The organism is Microbacterium sp. AB (assembly GCF_032878875.1).
Taxonomy (GTDB): Bacteria; Actinomycetota; Actinomycetes; order Actinomycetales; family Microbacteriaceae; genus Microbacterium; species Microbacterium betulae.
This window is the reverse complement of the sequence record NZ_CP118157.1, coordinates 1,822,144-1,842,833: the sequence shown is the minus strand read 5'-3', so window position 1 is coordinate 1,842,833 and position 20,690 is coordinate 1,822,144. Positions and strand designations below refer to the sequence as shown.

Here is a 20,690-nt window from a genome sequence, read left to right as displayed (position 1 = left end):
GGCCGTCTATGCGGTGCCGTTGAAGCCGCTCGTGTCGCCCACGATGCGCTCGTTGCCATCGGGGATCGGGTCGACGATGGCGCGGGCGATCTCCGCGGCGAACTCCGACACGTTGTACAGGCGTCCCGCCTCCTCCCGTCGCGCCGCGATGGCTCCCGGGTTCACGCGCTCGAGCAGCGTCGCGGTGATCGTGCCCTCGATCATGTCGCCCGAGACCACGACGAACTCGACGCCCTTCGCGGTGAGCGCCGGGAGGCGCTCGCGCAGGGCGTCCTCGCCAGCGCGCTTGGAGAGGGCGACGGGCTCGTACGCCGCCATCGTCGGAGTCGTCCGGATGAAGTGCGCCTGGTGACTGGTCACGAACACCACCCGCGAACCGGCGGGCATGATCGCGAGCGCCGTCTCGAGCACGCTGACCTGGGCGTCTCGGTTGAGGCGGAGGGCGTAGTCCTCGCCGAGGTCGGCCTCCATGCCGCCGGACGCGTTGAGGACGAGGACGTCGAGCGAGCCGAGCTCCTCCTTGACGGCCTCCACCATGCCGGCGACCGCTCCGGGATCCGTGAGGTCGGCTCCCACGACGAGCGCCTCGACGCCGAGCCCGCGCACCTCGGCCGCGAGCTTCTCGGCACGGGGCGCCTTGTTGCGGAAGTTGATCACGACGTTCGCGCCCGCGGCGGCGGCGTAGCGGACGGTGTCCGCGCCGATCCCGCGGGAGGACCCCGTCACGAGCACGGTCTTGCCGGAGAGGGATTCAGGGGCGAGAGGCTGCGACACGAGGACTCCGAAAGCGTGGGGACGGGACGGTCCGACCCTACCAAGCGGCCGTGGGCCGGGAGGAATCCGGTCCTCGCGGAGATCGCCGTGATGGCGTCATAGGCACGTGATAGGTTCCGAGCAGGAACCGCGCCGAGGAGGCCTCGTGGAGACGATCGATCAGTTCGCGTGGATCGGATGGCTGGCCGTCATCGCGATCTTCCTCGTCGTGGAACTGGTCTCGGGCGAGCTGACGTTCCTCATGCTCGGGTTCGGCGGCGTCTTCGGTCTCGCGTCCGGGGCGGTCGGCGCACCCCTGTGGCTTCAGGTCATCGTCGCGGCCGCGGCCGCCGCCCTGCTCCTGCTGTTCGTGCGGCCGCCGCTCCTGCGGCGCCTGCGCCGCAGCGCCGATCCGAAGGCGTTCAACGTCGACGCGCTCATCGGCCTGGCGGGCGTCGTCACCGAGACGGTCACGCCCCTGGCAGGGCGCGTCAAGCTCGTCAACGGAGACTCCTGGTCGGCACGCATCCGGGAGGACCGGTCGCTCGCCCCGCAGACGCCGGTCACCGTCGAATCCATCGAGGGCGCGACCGCCGTCGTCGCGCCCCGCACGTCCGAGGAGAACTGACATGGACGACAGCAACATCACCGGCACGGTGCTCACGTGGATCCTCGTGGCCGCCGTCGTCATCCTCGTCGTCACGATCCTGATCCGGGCGATCCGCATCGTGCCCCAGAGCGACTCGGTCATCGTCGAGCGCCTGGGCAAGTACCACCGCACCCTCTTCGGCGGACCGCATCTGATCGTCCCGTTCGTCGACCGTGCCCGGACGAACGTCGACCTGCGCGAGCAGGTCGTGTCGTTCCCGCCCCAGCAGGTGATCACGGAGGACAACCTCTCGGTCGCCGTGGACACCGTCGTCTACTTCCGCGTGACCGACCCCCGCGCGGCGGTCTACGAGATCGCGAACTACCTCGGCGCGGTCGAGCAGCTCACGATCACGACGTTGCGGAACGTCGTCGGCAGCCTGAACCTCGAGGAGGCGCTCGTCAGCCGAGACGTCATCAACGGCAAGCTCAGCGCCGTGCTCGACGAGGCGACGGGCCAGTGGGGCATCAAGGTCGGCCGCGTCGAGCTCAAGGCGATCGATCCGCCCGCGACGCTGCAGGACGCGATGGAGAAGCAGATGCGCGCCGAGCGCGACCGCCGTGCCGCGATCCTCACGGCGGAAGGCCAGAAGCAGTCGCAGATCCTGGTCGCCGAGGGCTCGCGCCAGGCGGCGATCCTCCAGGCCGAGGGCGAGCGGGAGGCGCAGGTGCTGCGCGCCGAGGGCGAGTCGCAGGCCATCACGACCGTCTTCGGGGCCATCCATGCGGGCGACCCGGACGAGAAGCTCCTCGCGTATCAGTACCTGCAGACGCTTCCCAAGATCGCCGAGGGCGAGGCGAGCAAGCTGTGGATCATCCCGAGCGAGCTGACCGAGGCGCTCAAGGGGATCACGAACGGGTTCGCCGGACGGATCCCCGGCCTCGGGGGTCCGACCCCTCCCCCGCAGGCGTGACGCACGCCTATCTGACCGGGGCCCGCCGTCCGCGCGTGCTCGCCCACCGAGGTCTCGTCACCGGGCAGATGGCGGCCGACGGCCTCGTGGAGAACTCCGTCGCGGCGATCGCGGCCGCTCACGCCGTCGGCGCGGAGTACGTCGAGTCGGACTGCCGTCTGACTTCGGACGGGGCCGTCGTGCTGTTCCACGATGACACGCTCGAGCGCGTGACGGGCGACCCCCGACGGGTGTCGGAGGTGACGCTGCACGAGCTCGCGGAGCTCATGGCGCCCCGCGGCGGGCTCGCGCTGCTCGAAGACGTCCTCCGCGACTTCCCCGACACGCGCTTCAACATCGACGTGAAGACCGACGACGCGGCGGCGCCGGCCGGCAGGATCGTCTCGGAGCACGCCGAACGCGTGCTCCTCACGAGCTTCTCCGACGAGCGCCGGCGCATCGCGCTCCAGTCCGCGGCCCCCGCGCGTCCCGCGACGAGCGCGGGATCGTCGATCATCAGACGACTGGTGCTCTCGACGGCGGTGGGCGCGCGGCGCCGGGCGGGGCGGCTCCTCGATGGCATCGACGCGCTGCAGATCCCCGAGCGGCAGAACGGCGTGCGCGTCCTCACCCCGCGGCTGCTCCGCTGGGCGCACGAGCACGGTGTGGAGATCCACGTCTGGACCGTCGACGACGTGCCGCGCATGCGCCGCCTTCTCGCGCGCGGTGTGGACGGCATCGTGACCAATCGCGCCGACGCGGCCCTGGTGGAGACACCGGCCTGAAGATAGCCTGGGAAAACAGCCTCTCCCCGCGACCGTTCGGATGATCCGCACAGCCGGGCACGTTACAAATAATGACCGACGAGAGGACTTCACCATGGCAGATCGCAGCCTTCGCGGTATCCGACTCGGAGCACAGAGTCTCCAGAGCGAAGAAGGCGTCGTCTTCATGGAGCGCAAGGAGCAGACGTACGCCTGCTCGTCCTGCGGCCGTGAGACGACTTTGATGTTCGCTGCCGACGCCGAGGCTCCCGAGACGTGGGAGTGCCGCACGTGCGGCGGCGAGGCCCTGCTCAAGCTCGACAAGGGCACCGTCGAGGTCGACCACTCGGGCGACAAGGCCGCCCGCACCCACTGGGACATGCTGCTGGAGCGCCGTTCGATCGAAGAGCTCGAAGAGCTCCTCGCCGAGCGGCTCGCCTTCATCCGCGAGCGGCGCGGAGAGGGCCAGGACCCGACCCGGGTCAAGAGCGCCTGAGCGCACGTCAGCGGACGCCGGTCTCGTCGAGGCCGGCGTCTTGTCGTGTTCGAGTCCCTCTTTTGCGGCCAGTAGGCTGAGAGGATGGCGAAGACTGTGGATCGTGCCGTCGGGATCGACATCGGCGGAACCGGTATGAAGGCCGGAATCGTCGACCTGTCCGAGGGCACCCTGCTGAGTGACCGGGTGCGGATCGACACTCCCCAGGGAGCCCATCCGAAGGACGTGCTGAAGACGGCGCATCGTCTGATTGAGCTGCTCGGGGCCGACGCAGCAGGCCTCCCGCTGGGCGTGTGCTTCCCCGCGATCGTGAAGGACGGCAAGACCCTCTCCGCGGCGAACATCTCGCACGAGTGGATCGACTTCGAGGCGGAGAGGTTCTTCGAGGACGGCCTCGGCCGCGACATCCACTTCGTCAACGACGCCGACGCGGCGGGCCTGTCCGAGGCGCGCTTCGGCGCCGCGAAGGGGCAGAAGGGCCTCACGATCCTCACCACGCTCGGCACGGGCATCGGCTCGGCGTTCATCTACGACGGCGTGCTCATCCCGAACACCGAGCTCGGCCACCTCATCTGGAAGGGCGAGTCGATCGAGCGCTACGCCGCCGCGACCGCCCGTGAGCGCGAGGGGCTCAGCTGGGAGAAGTGGGGGCATCGCCTTCAGAAGTTCTACGCCCACGTGGAGTTCCTCTTCTCCCCCGACCTCCTCGTCGTCGGCGGCGGGGTCTCGAAGAACCCCGAGAAGTTCCTGCCCTACGTCACGACGCGCGCCAAGATGGTCACCGCGGTGCACCGCAACAACGCCGGCATCATCGGCGCGGCATCCCTCGCGCTCGCCTGACACCCTCGAGACATCGCGAAAGCCCCGGCTCCCGAGAGCCGGGGCTTTCGCCGTCCGAGGCGAATGGGCCGGCCTGTACGCCGGGTTCTGTGCCCTCTGAAAATGGGAGTTAGGGGCTGATAACGGATGGTGTTGTAAGTTCGGTCTGACCAGGATTTTGTATACTGACGCCTGATGGTCGTCGATGGGCAGGAAGGCCGCGTCCCGTTGTGTGGTGGAGTTTCTCGACACGGGCGAGGTCAGCTGTTTCTGATTATGCCGCGGTGAGTTCGGGGATGCTGCCCTCCTCGTCTGTCGTGTTCGGCAGCGCCATGGATGCGTCGCTGAAGTAGCAGCGGTCGGCGCTGTCCCATTCGTCGTGCTGCTCGATGAGGACGTGTCCGGCCAGGCGCAGCAGCGCGGCGGGGTTGGGGAAGGCGCCGACGACGTCGGTGCGGCGCTTGATCTCCTTGTTCAGCCGTTCCAGCGGGTTCGTCGACCAGATCTGCTGCCAATGGGCAGCGGGGAACGCGGTGAACGCCAACAGTTCGTCGCGGGCGTCCTCGAGCATCTCGGCCACGGGCGGGTGTGAGCGCTCGAGCATGCGGACGACCTCCCCGACGACCGCGAACAACGCCTGATCCCCTGCGGCGTCGTTCCAGCAGCGAAGGGAAGAACGACCATTGTCGCAGCTTCGGGATCCGCAGATCCAGATCTCCGCCCGTGGTGGTCAGCGTCCGCGGACGCGACCCGTTGCGGACCGCGACACGGTCCTCGGCGCGCTCATATGGGGCCGCGCCGATGAACGCGGTCGCTTCCTGTTGCGGCAGGGAGGGGCGGATTCGTCGGTTCAGGTTGGTCGCGTGTGCCGGTGTTCCAAGGCGCGCGACGCGCCGTGTCATAGAGGTTGAAGGTACGGGCGCATCTTGCTTGAATGCTGGCGGCTGATGGGGCTCCCCAGCCGAATCCACAACAATCGGGGGGGTTGAAGTTGAAGAAACATGCGTTCATAGGCGCGATCGCGGTGGGTGCGCTTGCGCTCGGACTGGCTACACCGGCACCCCTGTGAGCGTCCGATATGATCCCGAAGCGGATGCGGCCTACATCCCCATCGGCCGAGAGCCACGAACCGGCGAAGCCGAGCAACAGATCGCCGAGATCCGGAACCCTAGCGGGACGGGAGAAATCATCCTCGACTTCGACCGAGACGGCCACCTCATCGGAGTAGAGATTCTTGAGGCCTCGCGACTGTTGCGGGCAGAAGATCTCACCGGGTGACCGGGAGACCGCCCCTTCATTGCTTCGGCAGGGAGGGGCGGTTTCGTTGTGCAGAGGCCGAGGTCGCGCTTGACGTCGATTCAACGCCGCTCGCCTTGGACTGGCTTTGTCCCCCGAAATGCCGACAGCGCTGCGTCTCTCCTCCATGCGAGAGTGAGCGAGGTCCAGCTCTTCCACGTGGGTACCAACACTCGCGATCGGGCCACACGCACATGACGAGACGGGGGTTCTATGTTTTGGCCTCTGGAGGCGCTCAGCTGGGCGCCATACCGGCCGTCCCGAGCGTGTCCAACGTCTCGGTCGTCGGAGCGTCGGAGGCGAAGGCGGGGCGCATCGTTCCGGCGCACACCAAGAAGACGTGCGACAACGAGTACAAGCTCCTCTCAGCGAACTGCCGCCGTATCCCGTTGCCGCAGGCCCGTGCAGTCTGCTGGGCAGCTGCCGCCGTGACCTACGCCGGATGCCTCGCTACGGCAAGCTGAGCACATGTCGAACACGCCCTACCTGTCCAGGTCGCTCGAGTCGTCCGACTTCGGGACGATCGAACTGCGGATCACTCGCGAGGACGATGAGGTCCCCGCCTTCGCGTACACGATCCAGAACACCGATGGCCGCGTCGATGAATCCTTCACCGCCTACGGCGAAGACGATGTCCAGGCGTTGCTGTTCTGTCTCACAGCAGCGGGAGACTACTTCGCTCGGTTCGTACCTGATGCGTCGTTTGTCGAACTCGGAATCACCGGGCTCCCGGTCACGGCTACGCGCGCGGAAGGTGAATGGCGCGCCGAAGTAGTGACGCCTACCGTCTTGCCGGCCTGATCAGGCTCGCTCCTCCCACGGCACGGCACCGCCCCTTCCTGCTTCGGCAGGGAGGGGCGGTTACGTCGTGTCAGGGGACAGGATCTCCGTGCGTAGCGCGTTTGGAAGCTCGTCCGGTTGCCGGCCGGATCGGAGGTTGTGCCAGGCCTTGACCTGGACGGTCAGGTCGTCGGGAACAGCCATCGCCGCGCCTCGCTTGTAGATGCGCTCTGGCTGAGCGACGATCTCCAACTCGTAGAAGTACCGCTTGATACGACAATGGTCGCCGGCCCAATGGTCGCCTCCATCATCCGCACCGTGTTCGTTCCGCGCGGAAAGGCCAGCCTCGTCACCGCCCAGTTCGGGGAGGTCGTCCGCATGCTCGAGCGCTCACACCCGCCCGTGGCCGAGATGCTCGAGGACGCCCGCGACGAACTGTTGGCGTTCACCGCGTTCCCCGCTGCCCATTGGCAGCAGATCTGGTCGACGAACCCGCTGGAACGGCTGAACAAGGAGATCAAGCGCCGCACCGACGTCGTCGGCGCCTTCCCCAACCCCGCCGCGCTGCTGCGCCTGGCCGGACACGTCCTCATCGAGCAGCACGACGAATGGGACAGCGCCGACCGCTGCTACTTCAGCGACGCATCCATGGCGCTGCCGAACACGACAGACGAGGAGGGCAGCATCCCCGAACTCACCGCGGCATAATCAGAAACAGCTGACCTCGCCCGTGTCGAGAAACTCCACCACACAACGGGACGCGGCCCTGCGCGGACTGAGACCGCGTCGGGCTCAAGGAAAAGCCTGATCAAGCGGTATTAGGCGAATGGGCCGGCCTGTACGCCGGGTTCTGTTCCGGGGCTCTCGCCCCATCGACGGCCATCTCTCTCGGCGACACGTTGCCGTGCCGCTCCAGCGACCTACCCGAGGACTCGGCGGGCCGCGTCAACATCCTCTGTCTGGTCTTGCTCCGGGCGAGGTTTGCCGAGCAGGCCGCGTCACCGCGGCCCCTGGTGGTCTCTTACACCGCCGTTTCACCCTTACCGTGACCCTTCTGACACGCAGAAGGGACGCCGGCGGTCTGTTCTCTGTGGCACTGTCTCGCGGATCGCTCCGGGTGGGTGTTACCCACCGCCCTGCCCTGCGGAGCCCGGACGTTCCTCGGCACGAGCGGAGAACCGCCCGCGACGCGGCCGTCCGGCCGACCCATTCGCACGTCGAGTCTACGCGGCCCCGTCACTTCGCCGCGTCGTCGTCGATGCGCACGTCGAGAGGGAAGTCGATCGGGAACGCCCCGAACAGCAGCCGGCCAGCGGCCGTCGCCGCGTCGCGCACGGCCTGCGCGGCCTCCTCCGCCACCGAGGCCGGGGCGTGGACGAGGACCTCGTCGTGGAGGAAGAAGGCGAGGTGCGGCCGATCCGAGAACACCGCTCCGGACGCGGGCGCGCCAGGTCCGTCCGCCGCGGACCCCAGCGACGCGAGACGCAGCCGCAGATCGGCGAGCCACGCGAGCGACCACTCCGCGGCGGTGCCCTGTACGACGAAGTTGCGCGTGAAGCGTCCCCTGTCGCGTGCGGATCGCCTCGCCCGCCTCTCGTCGACGGCGGACGCGTCCCCGCCGCTCGCCCTCGACTGCTCCTCGTACCAGGCGTCGTCGGGAGACGGCGACGTGCGCCCCAGCCACGTACGGACGATCCCGCCGTCCTCCCCGGTGCGCGCCGCCGCGTCGACGAGCGCCATGGCGGCCGGGAACACCCTTCGCAGACGCGGCACGAGACGTCCGGCGTCTCCCGTGGTCGCGCCGTACATCGCGCCGAGCACAGCGATCTTCGCCTCGGACCTCGTCGCGACCGCGCCGCTGGCCACGATCCCCGCGTACAGGTCGGAACCGGCCGCGGCGGCGGCCATCCCCTCGTCGCGGGCCATCGCGGCGAGCACGCGCGGCTCGAGCTGCGCGACGTCCGCAGAGACGATCCGCCATCCCGGATCGGCCCGGACCGCGGCACGCAGCGCGCGTGGGATCTGCAGAGCCCCGCCGCCCGACGACGCCCACCGGCCGGTCACCACGCCGCCGGGGACGTAGACGGGGCGGAAGCGCCCGTCGTGCACCCACTCCGCCAGCCAGGCCCATCCGTTGGCGGCGAGCAGACGCGAGAGGCGCTTGTAGTCGAGCAGCGGCGGGATGGCCGGATGGTCGTGCGGGGCGAGCTCCCACTTGCTCGTGGAGTCGACGTGGACCCCCGCGGCCCGCAGCGCACGGAGCACGCGCGGCGGCGAGTCGAGACCGAGGGTCGGATCCCCGAGCGCTTCGCGAACGGCCGCCGCGGCCTGCTCCATGCGCTCGGGCAGCCCGTTCGCGCGGCGCGGCCCGAGCGTCGCCGCGAGGATCGCATCGTGACGGTCGGCATCCCAGGGAAGCCCGGCTTCGCGCAGCTCCGCGGCGACGAGCGCGCCTGCGGACTCTGCGGCGAGCAGCAGGCGCAGACGGCCGGCGTTCGAGGCCGTGACGACGGCGCGTCGCTGTCGCGCATGTTCGGTGACGACGGCGTCGATCGCGTCCACCGTGTCGTCGGCGTCGACGCGGTCGTCCAGCTCGAACAGCGCGGCGGCGGCCGTCGGCGGCTCCTCGAACGCGGCGTCCCACCCGGGCGCCTCGTGCCACGGCACGGCGTCGGGCAGGGCAGTGCGCAGGATACGGCGGCCCAGGCGCAGGTCGTGGCAGCGCTCGACGCGCACGCCCGCCGCGAGCAACGGCGCGTACCAGGCCGCGGTGTCCGCCCAGACCCAGCGCGGGCGCTCCTCGGCCTCCGCCCTCGCGACCCAGGCCGCGAGCCCGGCGCGATCCTCCGCGCGGCAGACCGCGATGCGCTCGGGATCGTCGTCGAGCCGGACGGCCACGATCTCGTCGCCCGCGCGTCCGAGCGCGACGGCGCGGGCGCGGGTCTCAGCCGGCGGCGCCACCGTCGGCGTGCGCCGTGTCCGAGCCGCCGCCGGTCACAGTCCCGACTCCTCCGTGCGCACGAGGATGCAGCCGCACTCGGGGCAGTTCGCGATCTCGTCGGCAGGCACGGCGCGGAGCGCCTGCAGATCGCTCGGCGCGAGCATCACGTGGCAGCCGCCGCACGCTCCGCGCGCGAACAGCGCCGCCGCGATCACGCCCCGCTCCGCCAGGCGGTCGTACGCCGTCGTCAGAGCGGCGGGCAGACGACCGGCGATCGATGTGCGGTCGCGCGTGAGCGCGTCGATCTCGCGCACGGCCGTCTCGGCCTGCGCGCGGCCCTCCGCGCTCACGCGCTGTCCGTCCGCCGTCGTCGCGGCGAGCAGCGCCTCCTGCTCGACGACCGCGCCCTCGGCGGCCTCCAGACGCTCCATGATCTCCAGCTGCCCGTCCTCGAGGCTGCTCAGCCGTTTCGTGAGCGCCTCGATCTCGCGCTCCAGCGCCTGCGCGTCCTTCGCGCTCGCGGAACCGCCGAGGCGGTCTCGATCGCGCGTGCGACGCTGCTCGGCGAGCGCGACATCCGACTCGATGCGTGCGAGGTCGGCCTTCAGCGCATCGCGCGCGCTCACCCGGACGGCGAGCTCGTGACTCTGCGCGTTGCGCTGCGCCACGAGCTCCTGCACCCGTGCGGCCTGCGGCGGGTTCCTGCGCGCCGCCTCCGCCTGACGCAGTCGTCGGTCGAGGTCGGCGAGATCGAGCAGCAGACGCTGGTCTGCGAGACTGGCTTTCACGTGGGCCCTGCCGGGGTCGAACCGACGACATCCACGGTGTAAACGTGGCGCTCTACCAGCTGAGCTAAAGGCCCGCCCTCCCACTCTAGACGGGTCGTCGGTGCCTCATCCGACGATCTCGACCTCGTCCCCCACCCGGATGCGCCCTCCTCCGCCCGACGGCAGCAGCAGGATGCCCAGGGTGGGCTCGTCCTGAGCGAAGACGCGGGTCAGCGTCTTGAGCACCGGCGCGTCCCGCTGTCCCGAGTCCGGGTTCGCCTGGACGGCGAGGCAGCGGCCGATCGGGCCCCGCACCAGGAACACGACGTCGCCGACCCGCACGCGTCCCCGCCACCCGAGCTCCGCCCATGCGGCGACGCCGTCGACGACGACGTTGGATCGGAAGCGCCTGTCGTCGATCCGCCCGTCCGGCACGGCGTCGTCGACGGCGGCGACGGATGCCGAGGCGTGGAGCGACACGAAGCCGCGCGCACGATCCTGGAACCGCGACCGCTCGCCGTCCCCCACGAGCGCGAGGGGCAGGCGCCCCGCCCGCTCCAGCCGCCGGCCGTCCGTCGTGCCGCGGAGGAACTCGGTCACGTGCGCGACGAGCTCGTCCCGTCCCGCCGCATCCAGCCCCGCCTCGATGACGACGGCGCCGTCGAGCGAGAGGCGGAGCCGGCGTGCGTCGTGGTCGTAGTCCAGCTTCAGCCGGGCCAGCGAGGGGAAGTCCATGAGCGACAGGCCCTTCGACTTCGGCCAGTGATCGAGGCCGTCCCTGTCCTCGGGGACGGCGGCGTCCGAGAAGCGGAACGCGAGCACGCGGTCGCCGGCGACGCGGCCGTCCGCCTGCACCGTGAGCTCGCGCGTCTCCTCCGGGGTGAACCCCTTGACCGGGTGCCGGTACAGCGCTGAGACGCGTGGCATGGATCCCATCCTGCCCCCTTCCCGCGCCTCATCGGACGGATAGCGCTTTCCTGATGGCGCGGCCGACACGTCGTCCCGTGCCTACCCGGGCTGGGAAAGGACTAGGCTGTCTCCGATACGCGTGCGGTGGGCCGACCGGGCACATCCATGCCTCGATCCGTTTCCGCGGCACGATCTGCCCGCCAGACGAAAGGTCACCTGTGGCTGTTCACGACCAGGATCCGTACTCGCAGGGGGCGCATGACAGCGACCCGGAGGAGACCAGCGAGTGGCAGCAGTCCCTCGACGAGCTGGTCGACGCGAAGGGTCACCAGCGCGGTCGCGAGGTCGTGCTGAGCCTGCTGAAGCGCTCGAAGGAGCTGCACCTCGGCGTCCCGATGGTCCCGACGACGGACTACGTCAACACCATCGCCCCCGAGGACGAGCCCGACTTCCCGGGCGACGAGGACCTCGAGCGCCGGTACCGTCACTGGATCCGCTGGAACGCGGCCATCACCGTCCACCGCGCGCAGCGTCCCGGCATCGGCGTCGGCGGGCACATCTCGAGCTACGCCTCCGCCGCCTCGCTGTACGAGGTCGGCTTCAACCACTTCTTCCGCGGCCAGGACCACCCCTCCGGCGGCGACCAGATCTTCTACCAGGGGCACGCCTCCCCCGGCGCCTACGCCCGCGGCTTCCTCGAGGGACGCCTCACCGAGGCGCAGCTGGACGCGTTCCGGCAGGAGAAGTCGGGAGCCCCGCACGGCATCCCCTCGTACCCGCACCCGCGCATGATGCCGGACTTCTGGCAGTTCCCGACCGTGTCGATGGGGCTGGGCCCGATCAACGCCGTCTACCAGGCGATGACGAACAAGTACCTCGCCAACCGCGGCATCAAGGACGTCGCCGACTCGCACGTCTGGGCCTTCCTGGGCGACGGCGAGATGGACGAGGTGGAGTCGCGCGGGCAGCTGCAGGTCGCGGCCAACGAGGGTCTCGACAACCTCACGTTCGTGATCAACTGCAACCTCCAGCGCCTCGACGGACCCGTCCGCGGCAACGGCAAGATCGTGCAGGAGCTCGAGAGCTTCTTCCGCGGCGCCGGCTGGAACGTCATCAAGGTCGTGTGGGGCCGCGAGTGGGACGACCTGCTCGCCCGCGACGAGTCCGGCGCGCTGCTGAACCTCATGAACGTGACCCCGGACGGCGACTTCCAGACGTACAAGGCCGAGTCGGGCGCCTACGTCCGCGAGAACTTCTTCGGCCGTGACCCGCGCGCGCTCGAGCTCGTGACGGACTACTCGGACGACCAGATCTGGAAGCTCCGTCGCGGCGGACACGACTACCGCAAGGTCTACGCGGCGTACAAGGCGGCCATGGAGCACAAGGGCCAGCCCACCGTCATCCTCGCGAAGACCGTCAAGGGCTACGGACTCGGCCCGCACTTCGAGGGCCGCAACGCGACCCACCAGATGAAGAAGATGACGCTCGACGACCTCAAGCTGTTCCGCGACACGATGCAGATCCCCCTCACGGACGCGCAGCTCGAGGCCGACCCGTACCAGCCCCCGTACTACCACCCGGGTGCGCAGGACGAGACGATCCAGTACATGCTCGAGCGTCGTCGCGACCTCGGCGGCTTCCTGCCGGAGCGCCGCAGCGCCCACGTGGACCTGGCCCTCCCGGAGGACAAGGACTACAGCTTCCCCAAGCGCGGGTCGGGCAACCAGGAGGTCGCCACGACGATGGCGTTCGTCCGCCTGCTCAAGGACCTGCTGCGCGTGAAGGGCTTCGGCAACCGGATCGTGCCGATCATCCCCGACGAGGCGCGCACCTTCGGCATGGACTCGTACTTCCCGTCGGCGAAGATCTACAACCCCAACGGCCAGAACTACACCTCGGTCGACCGCGAGCTGCTCCTGGCCTACAAGGAGAGCCCGCAGGGGCAGATCATGCACGTCGGCATCAACGAGGCCGGCGCCGCGGCCGCGTTCACGGCGACGGGCACCTCCTATGCGACGCACGGCGAGCCGCTCATCCCCGTCTACATCTTCTACTCGATGTTCGGCTACCAGCGCACGGGCGACGCGTTCTGGGCCGCGGGAGACCAGATGGCGCGCGGCTTCGTCATCGGCGCCACGGCGGGTCGCACGACGCTGACGGGCGAGGGCACGCAGCACGCCGACGGCCAGTCGCCGCTGCTCGCCTCGACGAACCCGGCGACGCTGACCTACGATCCGGCGTTCGGCTATGAGGTGTCCCACATCGTGCAGTCGGGCATCGAGCGGATGTACGGCGGGACGCATCCCGACCCCGACGTGATGTACTACCTCACCGTCTACAACGAGCCTCTCCGCCAGCCGGCGGAGCCGGAGGACGTGGACGTCGACGGCATCGTCAGGGGCATCCACCGCATCTCGACGGGGACCGGCGACGGGCCGCGGGTGCAGCTCCTCGCATCCGGCGTCGGCGTGCCGTGGGCGCTCGAGGCGCAGCAGCTCCTCGCGAGCGACTGGGGCGTCGCCGCCGACGTCTGGTCGGTCACCTCGTGGACGGAGCTCCGTCGTGACGGGCTCGCAGCCGACGAGCACAACTTCCTCCACCCGGAGGAGGAGCCGCACGTGGCCTACCTGACGGAGAAGCTGCGGGGAGCCGAGGGGCCGTTCATCGCGACGAGCGACTTCATGCACGCGGTGCAGGACCAGATCCGTCAGTGGATCCCCGGCGACTACTACACGCTCGGCGCGGACGGGTTCGGCTTCGCCGACACGCGCGCGGCGGCGCGTCGCTTCTTCAAGATCGACGGTCCCTCGATGACCGTGCGGGCGCTCCAGTCGCTCGCCGACCGGGGGACGCTCGACCGGAGCGTCATCGGGGAGGCGATCGAGAAGTACCGCCTCCACGACGTCAAGGCGGGCACGTCCGGCAACGCAGGCGGAGACGCCTGACGCCGTGACGGGACAGGCGGACGGCGGGGTCCCCGAAGCCGGGGACCCCGCTCCTGCGCCCTCCGAGCGGACCGGAAGGGAGAGGGCGACGATGGACAAGGCCGCGACGCTGGCATGGCTCCGACGCCTGTCGGGCGACCTCGCCACGGCGACGCTGCGGCGGCTCGAGGAGACCCTGCCCTGGTACACCGAGATGCCGCCGGCGCGCCGTTCGGCCGTCGGCCTCGTCGCGCAGGCCGGCATCGCCTCGTTCATCGAGTGGTACGAGGATCCGTCGGGCACGCCCTCGATCGCCGCAGACATCTTCGACGTCGCCCCCCGCGAGCTGCTCCGCAGCGTGAGCCTGCAGCAGACGCTGCAGCTCGTGCGCGTGACGGTGGACATCATGGAGGAGCGGATCGTCGACCGCGGCGACCACGTGCGGGAGGCCATGCTCCTGTATTCGCGCGAAGTCGCCTTCACGGCCGCGGACGTCTACGCGCGCGCGGCCGAGTCGCGCGGGCTCTGGGACGCGCGCCTCGAGGCCCTCGTCGTCGACTCGATCCTCACGGGCGAGACGGACGAGGAGCTGCCGAGCCGGATCGCCGCGCTCGGCTGGCACGGCCACGGCGAGGTGTGCGTGCTCGTCGGCACCACTCCCCCGGTCTTCGATGTGGACCAGGTCCGCAGAACCGCCCGCAAGCTGGGAGTGGACGTCCTGATCGGCGTCCAGGGCTCCCGGCTCGTGCTCGTGATCGGACGCGCCCAGCCGCCGGGAACGGACGCTTCGGCGGAAGGGACGACGCAGCTCGCGTTCGTCGAGATCGCCGATCAGCTCGAGCCCTGCTTCGGCACCGGCCATCTCGTGCTAGGACCCACGGTGCCCGCCCTCGTGGACGCGGGCCGCAGCGCGCGCGCGGCGCTGGCCGGCTTCGCCGTCGCCCGCGCATGGCGCCATGCCCCACGGCCCGTCGAAGCCGACGACCTGCTGCCCGAGCGCGCCCTCGCCGGCGACCCCCTGGCGAAGCAGACGCTCATCGAGCGCATCTTCCGGCCGCTCGAGGCGCACTCCACCGATCTCGTGACGACGCTGTGGAGCTACCTCGACAACGGCCGGTCGCTCGAGGCGACGGCGCGAGAGCTGTTCGTGCACCCCAACACCGTGCGCTACCGCCTCAAGCGCGTCAGCGACGTCATCGGATGGGACGCGACGGGGCCGCGCGAGGCGCTCATCCTGCAGACCGCGCTCATCCTCGGGTCGATCGGACCGAAGGACGCCGTCCGCCGGCCCGTCCGCCGTCCGAGAGACGCACGACGGTGATCCACCGATCCCCTGTCCGCCACGCACAACGGATCGCTTGATTGTTGTGACGGTCTCGCCAGCGAAGAGTGCGTCCGGTTGGCATGATGGTCAGGTGATCGTCGCCGCCTTCCCCGGTCAGGGCTCCCAGACCCCCGGGTTCCTCAGCCCCTGGCTCGAACTCGACGGCGCGCGCGAGCGCCTGGAGGCGGCATCCGACGCCGCCGGGGTCGACCTCATCGCCGCCGGCACCGAGTGGGATGCCGACCGCATCCGCGACACGCGTGTCGCCCAGCCGCTCATCGTCGCCGCGAGCCTCGTGTCCTATGAGGCGCTTCTCTCACGCGCGGGCGCTCCGGCCGGGGTCGCGGGGCATTCCGTGGGCGAGATCGGGGCGCTCGTCGCGGCGGGCGTGATCGCCTTCTCCGACGGCATGCGGCTCGTGGGCGACCGCGGCCGCGCGATGGCCGAGGCCGCCGCGCTCGTCGACACGGGGATGAGCGCCGTCGTGGGCGGTGTCGAGGAGCAGGTCCTCCAGGCGATCTCGGACGCGGGCCTGGAGCCGGCGAACTTCAACGGCGGAGGCCAGATCGTCGCCGCGGGGCCGAAGGACGCGCTCGCGTCCCTCGCCGAGAACGCCCCCCGCGGGAGCAGGGTCGTCCCGCTCCAGGTCGCGGGCGCCTTCCACACCTCGTACATGGGTGCGGCCGCCGCACCGCTCCAGGCGTCGGTCGACGTCATCGGCGAGGTGGGCGATCCCGCCGTCACGCTGTGGACGAACAGCGACGGCACGACGGTCGAGACCGGGACCCGGGCGCTCGAGCTCGTCGTGCGCCAGGTCAGCCATCCGGTGCGGTGGGACCTCTGCATGGCGTCGTTCGCCGACGCCGGTCTCGCGGGGCTCGTCGAGCTCGCCCCCGCCGGCGCCCTGGCGGGACTCGCCAGGCGCGGGCTCAGGGGCGTGCCGACGGTCGCCGTGAAGACGCCCGACGATCTCGACGCGGCAGCGGCGCTGCTCGCATGAGTGAGGAGAAGGACAGGATGACCCCCACGCTGAACGAAGCGGTCGGCAGCGCCCATTCGCGGATCTACGCGTACGGAGCGGCGCGCGGCGAGAACGCGGTGCCGAACGACGACCTCATCGGGCCGATCGACTCGAGCGACGAGTGGATCCGTCAGCGCACGGGCATCGTGACCCGCACGCGGGCCGTCAAGGAGACCACAGCCGTCGACCTCGCCGTCGCCGCCGCGGCGCAGGCCGTCGAGCGCGCGGGCGTCGACCCGGCCGAGATCGACCTCGTCGTCGTCGCGACGATCAGCAACCCGCGTCAGACGCCGTCCGTGTCGGCGATCGTCGCCGACCGCGTCGGCGCCGGCACGGCGGCCGCCTACGACATCAACGCCGCGTGCGCGGGGTTCTGCTACGGCGTGGCCCAGGCCGACGCGCTCATCCGGTCGGGCGGCGCACGTCACGCGCTCGTGATCGGCACCGAGAAGCTCAGCGACATCGTCGACCCCACCGACCGGTCGATCTCCTTCCTCCTCGGCGACGGCGCCGGCGCCGCCCTCCTCGGCCCGAGCGACACTCCCGGAGTGTCGCAGACGCTCTGGGGGTCCGACGGCTCGAAGTCGGAGGCCGTGCGGATGAACGCGACCCTCACGCAGTTCCGCGACGGCGAGGCGCCGTGGCCCACGCTCCGGCAGGAGGGGCCGACCGTCTTCCGCTGGGCGGTGTGGGAGATGGCCAAGGTGGCCAAGCAGACGCTCGAGGCAGCCGGCGTCGCGCCGTCCGACCTCGCCGCGTTCATCCCCCATCAGGCCAACATGCGCATCATCGACGAGTTCGCGAAGCAGCTGGACCTGCCCGAGAGCGTGAGGATCGCCCGCGACATCGCCGACACGGGCAACACCTCGGCCGCCTCGATCCCGCTCGCGACGCATCGTCTGCTCGAGGAGAATCCCGAGCTCTCGGGCGGGCTCGCGCTCCAGATCGGCTTCGGCGCCGGACTGGTGTTCGCGGCGCAGGTCGTCGTCCTCCCCTGACGCCTCCCCATGCCAGGGCCGGTCCCGTCCTAGACTGATGGGCGGTTCCCGACCCGGATACAGATCAACCAACCCCGAAAGAGAGAGACCCATGGCATTCACGAACGACGAGGTGCTCACCGGACTGGCGGAGCTCATCACCGACGAGACCGGCATCGACGCATCGGAGGTCGCCCTGGAGAAGTCGTTCACCGACGACCTCGACATCGACTCGATCTCGATGATGACGATCGTCGTCAACGCCGAGGAGAAGTTCGGCGTGACGATCCCCGACGAGGAAGTCAAGAACCTGAAGACGGTGAAGGACGCCGTCGACTTCATCACCGCCAACCAGTGAGTCTCCGAGGTGCCACATCGCACGGCCGGGCCGTGAGCGTTGTGGCACCCGGACGACCTTCCGAGGAACACAGGGGAACCAAGCCATGACCAAGCGCATCGTCGTCACAGGACTCGGCGCCTCCTCCGCGATCGGCGGCGACGTCGAGGAGAACTGGCGCAACCTGCTGGCAGGCGTCTCCGGCACGCGATCGCTCGACCACGACTGGGTCGCGACCTACGACCTGCCGGTGACCTTCGCCGCGGAGGCGAGCGTCCGGCCGGAGACCGTGCTGGACCGGCCGATCGCCAAGCGTCTCGACAAGTCCGCCCAGTTCGCCCTCGTGGCCGCTCAGGAGGCCTGGAAGGACGCCGGAGAGCCGCAGGTCGACCCCGAACGCCTCGGCGTCGACTTCGCGACGGGCATCGGCGGCGTCTGGACGCTGCTGGACGCCTGGGACACCCTGCGCGAGAAGGGACCACGCCGCGTGATGCCGATGACGGTCCCGATGCTCATGCCGAACGCGGCGGCGGGCAACCTCTCCCTGCACTTCGGCGCGAGGGCGTTCGCGCGCACGGTCGCCTCGGCCTGCGCGTCGAGCGTGGAGTCGATCGCGAGCGCGTACGAGCACCTGCAGGCGGGCAACGCCGACGTCGTCATCGCCGGTGGCGCCGAGTCGGCCATCCATCCGATCACGCTCGCGTCGTTCTCCTCCATGCAGGCGCTCTCCAGGCGCAACGACTCGCCCGAGACGGCGTCCCGCCCGTTCTCGGTCGACCGCGACGGCTTCGTCATGGGCGAGGGCGCGGCCGTCCTCATCCTCGAGACCGAGGAGCATGCGACGGCGCGCGGCGCGCGGATCTACGGCGAGCTCGTCGGCACGGGGGTCACGGCCGACGCGTACCACATCACGGCCAACGACCCGAGCGGCCAGGGGGCGGCCCGTGCCGTCCGCGCCGCTCTCGCGCAGGCAGGCGCCGAGCCCGACGAGGTCACGCACATCAACGCCCACGCGACGTCGACGCCCGTCGGCGATCCGGCGGAGTACGCGGCGCTCAGGGCGGTCTTCGGAGAGCGTGTGCACGAGATCCCCGTCTCGGCCACCAAGGCGTCGACCGGCCACCTCCTCGGCGGCACGGGCGCCATCGAGTCGATCTTCACGATCCTCGCGCTGCGCGACCGGGTGGCGCCTCCGACGATCAACCTCGTCGATCAGGATCCAGAGATCCCGCTGCGCGCCTCGTCGGAGCCTCAGCCGCTCGCGGAGGGCCGGCAGCTGGCGATCTGCAACTCGTTCGGCTTCGGCGGCCACAACGCGGTCGCCGCGTTCGCCTCGTACGAGAGCTGAGCCCGCGCCCCGACAGCAAGACGCCCCAGGAGTGTTCTCCTGGGGCGTCTGCCGTATGCGGGGCGGTCAGCCGACCTTGTGCAGCCAGACCACGGGAGCGTCGTCGCTCGCCGTGCGGAACGGCTCCAGCTCGTCGTCCCAGGCGCTGCCCAGGGCGATGTCGAGCTCGCGACGGAGCTCGAAGGGATCGGCGCCGGCGATCTCCAGGGCGTAGCGGACCCGGTCCTCGGGGATCACGACGTTGCCCGCCGTGTCCACCTGGGCGTAATGGATGCCGAGATCGGGCGTGTGCATCCAGCGGCCTCCGTCGCTTCGCGGCGTCGGATCCTCCGAGACCTCGAAGCGCAGATGCTCCCAGCCACGGATCGCGGTCGCGAGGGCGGCGCCGGTGCCCGCAGGAGCCTCCCAGTAGTACTCCGCACGGCGCGCGCCATGGAGGACCGGCTGGTCCTGCCACTCGAAGTTCACGGCACGGCCGAGGGAGCGCCCGACCGCCCACTCCAGGTGGGGGCACAGCGCTCGTGGCGCTGAGTGGATGTAGACCACTCCGCGCGCAAGGGGTGTCGCCATGATCGTCTCCGTTTCGTCAGGTTGCGTCTTCCCCTACGAACCTGACCGGACGTGTCCAGCGATGCTTTTTCGGTTTTCCTTTGCATTATGACCCGATGCGCGTCGAAATGACAAGCCTGTGATTCGCACGACACGCCGGTGATCGGGAAGCCGCCATCCGTTTCCCGGCGCGCGCCGAACTACCGGCACACGGAGACACCGTGAGACAGAACGGAGGCGCACCATGCGTACATCACCCAATCGGCTCGTCGGCATCGTCTTCGGCGCCGTCTACGTGCTCGTCGGCCTGCTCGGCTTCGCGGTCACGGGAGGCGTGTCGTTCTTCGCGACCGAGGGCGGCCTGCTGCTCGGGATCTTCGCCGTCAACCCGCTGCACAACATCGCGCATCTGCTCATCGGCGGCGCGCTCCTCGTCGCCGGACTCGTCGGCGCCCGCGCGGCGAAGGGCACCAACATCACCGTCGGCGCGGCCTACCTCGCCCTCGGCGTCGTCGGCTTCTTCCTCGCGGGGACCGCGCTCAACATCCTCGCCCTGAACACGGCCGACCACGTGCTGCACCTCGCGAGCGCGCTCGTGCTGCTGGGTGTCGGCCTCGGCGCCGAGCGGGAGTCGCAGGGGACCCGCGGCGCGGTCGCCTGATGGTCCTCCGGATCTGGCCCGCCCTCGCCTCGTGGGGGGCGGGCCTCATCCTGTTCGCGGTGGCCGCCGGTGCGCCGCCCTGGGCCGCCGTGGCGCTGTGCCTGTGGGCGGTCGCGACGTTCGGGTGGGGCGTGATCGCGCTGCGCGCGGTGCGTCTGCCCGCACCGCGGACGACGCTCGCGTGCGCGCTCGGCGCCGTGGCGGTCGGCCTCGTCCTGGTCCTCGCGGGCACGCTCGGCCCGGTCCCCTTCGCCGCCCTCACGGTGCTGCATCTGCTCGTCGCGGGGTGCGCCGCGGCGTCGCTGCGCCGAGGACCGTCCGCGGCCCGACACGAGCGGCCCGGGCGAACCGTCTTCGCGCTCGTGGCCGGGGCGCTCGCGGTGGCTGCGCTCACGACGCCGGCGCTGGCGTTCACGGAGCCGGGCTCGTCCGCCGTTCCCCACGGCGAGGATCCGGGCGGGCACCGGCACTGACCGGACGGTC

20 protein-coding genes, 1 tRNA gene, 1 other RNA gene and 3 pseudogenes are annotated in these 20,690 nt (G+C 70.4%); 16 read left to right on the top strand and 9 right to left on the bottom strand.

Annotated features, from left to right (window positions below):
* Window positions 1-6 precede the first annotated feature (6 nt).
* Window positions 7-774, bottom strand: coding sequence for an SDR family oxidoreductase (locus N8K70_RS08685; RefSeq protein ID WP_317137952.1), 768 nt, complete (start codon window positions 772-774; stop codon window positions 7-9).
* 145 nt (window positions 775-919) lie between these two features.
* Here N8K70_RS08685 and N8K70_RS08680 point away from each other — a divergent pair, with 145 nt between their 5' ends.
* The 5 genes from N8K70_RS08680 (at window position 920) to ppgK (ending at window position 4,394) form a co-directional block, all read left to right on the top strand.
* Complete coding sequence (locus N8K70_RS08680; RefSeq protein WP_317137951.1) at window positions 920-1,381, top strand: NfeD family protein; 462 nt, start codon at window positions 920-922, stop codon at window positions 1,379-1,381.
* A 1-nt stretch (window position 1,382) separates the two neighbouring features.
* The gene (locus tag N8K70_RS08675; RefSeq protein ID WP_317137950.1) at window positions 1,383-2,315 is read left to right on the top strand and encodes an SPFH domain-containing protein; all 933 of its coding nucleotides are present in this window, start codon (window positions 1,383-1,385) and stop codon (window positions 2,313-2,315) included.
* Window positions 2,312-3,079 carry a glycerophosphodiester phosphodiesterase family protein gene (locus N8K70_RS08670; protein ID WP_317137949.1) on the top strand — a complete coding sequence of 256 codons (768 nt, stop codon included), beginning with the start codon at window positions 2,312-2,314 and terminating at the stop codon, window positions 3,077-3,079. The genes N8K70_RS08675 and N8K70_RS08670 overlap by 4 nt, the downstream gene beginning before the upstream one ends.
* A gap of 94 nt (window positions 3,080-3,173) precedes the next feature.
* Window positions 3,174-3,554, top strand: coding sequence for an RNA polymerase-binding protein RbpA (locus tag N8K70_RS08665; RefSeq protein ID WP_317137948.1), 381 nt, complete (start codon window positions 3,174-3,176; stop codon window positions 3,552-3,554).
* A gap of 84 nt (window positions 3,555-3,638) precedes the next feature.
* A complete protein-coding gene (gene ppgK / locus N8K70_RS08660) occupies window positions 3,639-4,394 on the top strand; it encodes a polyphosphate--glucose phosphotransferase (protein ID WP_317137947.1) in 756 nt (251 codons plus the stop codon).
* Between the two features lie 253 nt (window positions 4,395-4,647).
* Here ppgK and N8K70_RS17175 read toward each other — a convergent pair.
* Together N8K70_RS17175 and N8K70_RS17170 are read right to left on the bottom strand one after the other, a co-directional pair.
* A pseudogene (locus N8K70_RS17175) lies at window positions 4,648-4,959 on the bottom strand (transposase); the annotation flags it as partial.
* Between the two features lie 33 nt (window positions 4,960-4,992).
* A pseudogene (locus tag N8K70_RS17170) lies at window positions 4,993-5,203 on the bottom strand (transposase); the annotation flags it as partial.
* 235 nt (window positions 5,204-5,438) lie between these two features.
* Between N8K70_RS17170 and N8K70_RS08650 the strand changes: the two are divergent.
* From N8K70_RS08650 to N8K70_RS08640, 3 genes and pseudogenes are all read left to right on the top strand, one after another.
* Entirely contained in the window at window positions 5,439-5,651 is a 213-nt protein-coding gene (locus N8K70_RS08650) for a DUF2283 domain-containing protein (RefSeq protein ID WP_317137946.1), read from the top strand.
* Between the two features lie 486 nt (window positions 5,652-6,137).
* Window positions 6,138-6,470 (top strand): hypothetical protein, encoded by a 333-nt coding sequence (locus N8K70_RS08645; protein ID WP_317137945.1) that lies wholly within the window; start codon window positions 6,138-6,140, stop codon window positions 6,468-6,470.
* 273 nt (window positions 6,471-6,743) lie between these two features.
* Window positions 6,744-7,157 (top strand): annotated as a pseudogene (locus N8K70_RS08640) (transposase); the annotation flags it as partial.
* A 115-nt stretch (window positions 7,158-7,272) separates the two neighbouring features.
* On the opposite strand, the gene rnpB reads toward N8K70_RS08640, so the two are convergent.
* From rnpB to N8K70_RS08615, 5 genes are all read right to left on the bottom strand, one after another.
* An RNA gene (gene rnpB / locus N8K70_RS08635) (RNase P RNA component class A) lies at window positions 7,273-7,658 on the bottom strand.
* A 27-nt stretch (window positions 7,659-7,685) separates the two neighbouring features.
* Entirely contained in the window at window positions 7,686-9,410 is a 1,725-nt protein-coding gene (locus N8K70_RS08630; RefSeq protein WP_317137944.1) for a bifunctional 3'-5' exonuclease/DNA polymerase, read from the bottom strand.
* A gap of 33 nt (window positions 9,411-9,443) precedes the next feature.
* A complete protein-coding gene (locus tag N8K70_RS08625) occupies window positions 9,444-10,178 on the bottom strand; it encodes a zinc ribbon domain-containing protein (protein ID WP_317137943.1) in 735 nt (244 codons plus the stop codon).
* A 1-nt stretch (window position 10,179) separates the two neighbouring features.
* Window positions 10,180-10,252: transfer RNA gene (locus tag N8K70_RS08620), tRNA-Val, on the bottom strand.
* A gap of 31 nt (window positions 10,253-10,283) precedes the next feature.
* Window positions 10,284-11,084, bottom strand: a complete 801-nt coding sequence (locus N8K70_RS08615; RefSeq protein ID WP_317137942.1) for an MOSC domain-containing protein — start codon at window positions 11,082-11,084, stop codon at window positions 10,284-10,286.
* 200 nt (window positions 11,085-11,284) lie between these two features.
* On the opposite strand from N8K70_RS08615, the gene aceE reads away from it, so the two are divergent.
* The 6 genes from aceE (at window position 11,285) to N8K70_RS08585 (ending at window position 18,997) form a co-directional block, all read left to right on the top strand.
* Entirely contained in the window at window positions 11,285-14,011 is a 2,727-nt protein-coding gene (gene aceE, locus N8K70_RS08610; RefSeq protein WP_317137941.1) for a pyruvate dehydrogenase (acetyl-transferring), homodimeric type, read from the top strand.
* A 91-nt stretch (window positions 14,012-14,102) separates the two neighbouring features.
* Window positions 14,103-15,311, top strand: a complete 1,209-nt coding sequence (locus tag N8K70_RS08605) for a PucR family transcriptional regulator (protein ID WP_317137940.1) — start codon at window positions 14,103-14,105, stop codon at window positions 15,309-15,311.
* Window positions 15,312-15,405: 94 nt separating this feature from the next.
* Window positions 15,406-16,314, top strand: a complete 909-nt coding sequence (locus tag N8K70_RS08600) for an ACP S-malonyltransferase (protein WP_317137939.1) — start codon at window positions 15,406-15,408, stop codon at window positions 16,312-16,314.
* 17 nt (window positions 16,315-16,331) lie between these two features.
* The gene (locus N8K70_RS08595; RefSeq protein ID WP_317137938.1) at window positions 16,332-17,333 is read left to right on the top strand and encodes a beta-ketoacyl-ACP synthase III; all 1,002 of its coding nucleotides are present in this window, start codon (window positions 16,332-16,334) and stop codon (window positions 17,331-17,333) included.
* Between the two features lie 91 nt (window positions 17,334-17,424).
* Window positions 17,425-17,670, top strand: coding sequence for an acyl carrier protein (locus N8K70_RS08590; protein ID WP_317137937.1), 246 nt, complete (start codon window positions 17,425-17,427; stop codon window positions 17,668-17,670).
* Between the two features lie 85 nt (window positions 17,671-17,755).
* Window positions 17,756-18,997, top strand: coding sequence for a beta-ketoacyl-[acyl-carrier-protein] synthase family protein (locus N8K70_RS08585; RefSeq protein WP_317137936.1), 1,242 nt, complete (start codon window positions 17,756-17,758; stop codon window positions 18,995-18,997).
* 66 nt (window positions 18,998-19,063) lie between these two features.
* Here the strand turns inward: N8K70_RS08585 and N8K70_RS08580 are convergent, their stop codons facing one another.
* Window positions 19,064-19,567 carry a DUF3145 domain-containing protein gene (locus tag N8K70_RS08580; protein ID WP_317137935.1) on the bottom strand — a complete coding sequence of 168 codons (504 nt, stop codon included), beginning with the start codon at window positions 19,565-19,567 and terminating at the stop codon, window positions 19,064-19,066.
* A gap of 223 nt (window positions 19,568-19,790) precedes the next feature.
* Here N8K70_RS08580 and N8K70_RS08575 point away from each other — a divergent pair, with 223 nt between their 5' ends.
* The gene (locus N8K70_RS08575; protein WP_317137934.1) at window positions 19,791-20,207 is read left to right on the top strand and encodes a DUF4383 domain-containing protein; all 417 of its coding nucleotides are present in this window, start codon (window positions 19,791-19,793) and stop codon (window positions 20,205-20,207) included.
* Window positions 20,207-20,680, top strand: coding sequence for a hypothetical protein (locus tag N8K70_RS08570; RefSeq protein ID WP_317137933.1), 474 nt, complete (start codon window positions 20,207-20,209; stop codon window positions 20,678-20,680). The genes N8K70_RS08575 and N8K70_RS08570 overlap by 1 nt, the downstream gene beginning before the upstream one ends.
* Window positions 20,681-20,690 lie beyond the last annotated feature (10 nt).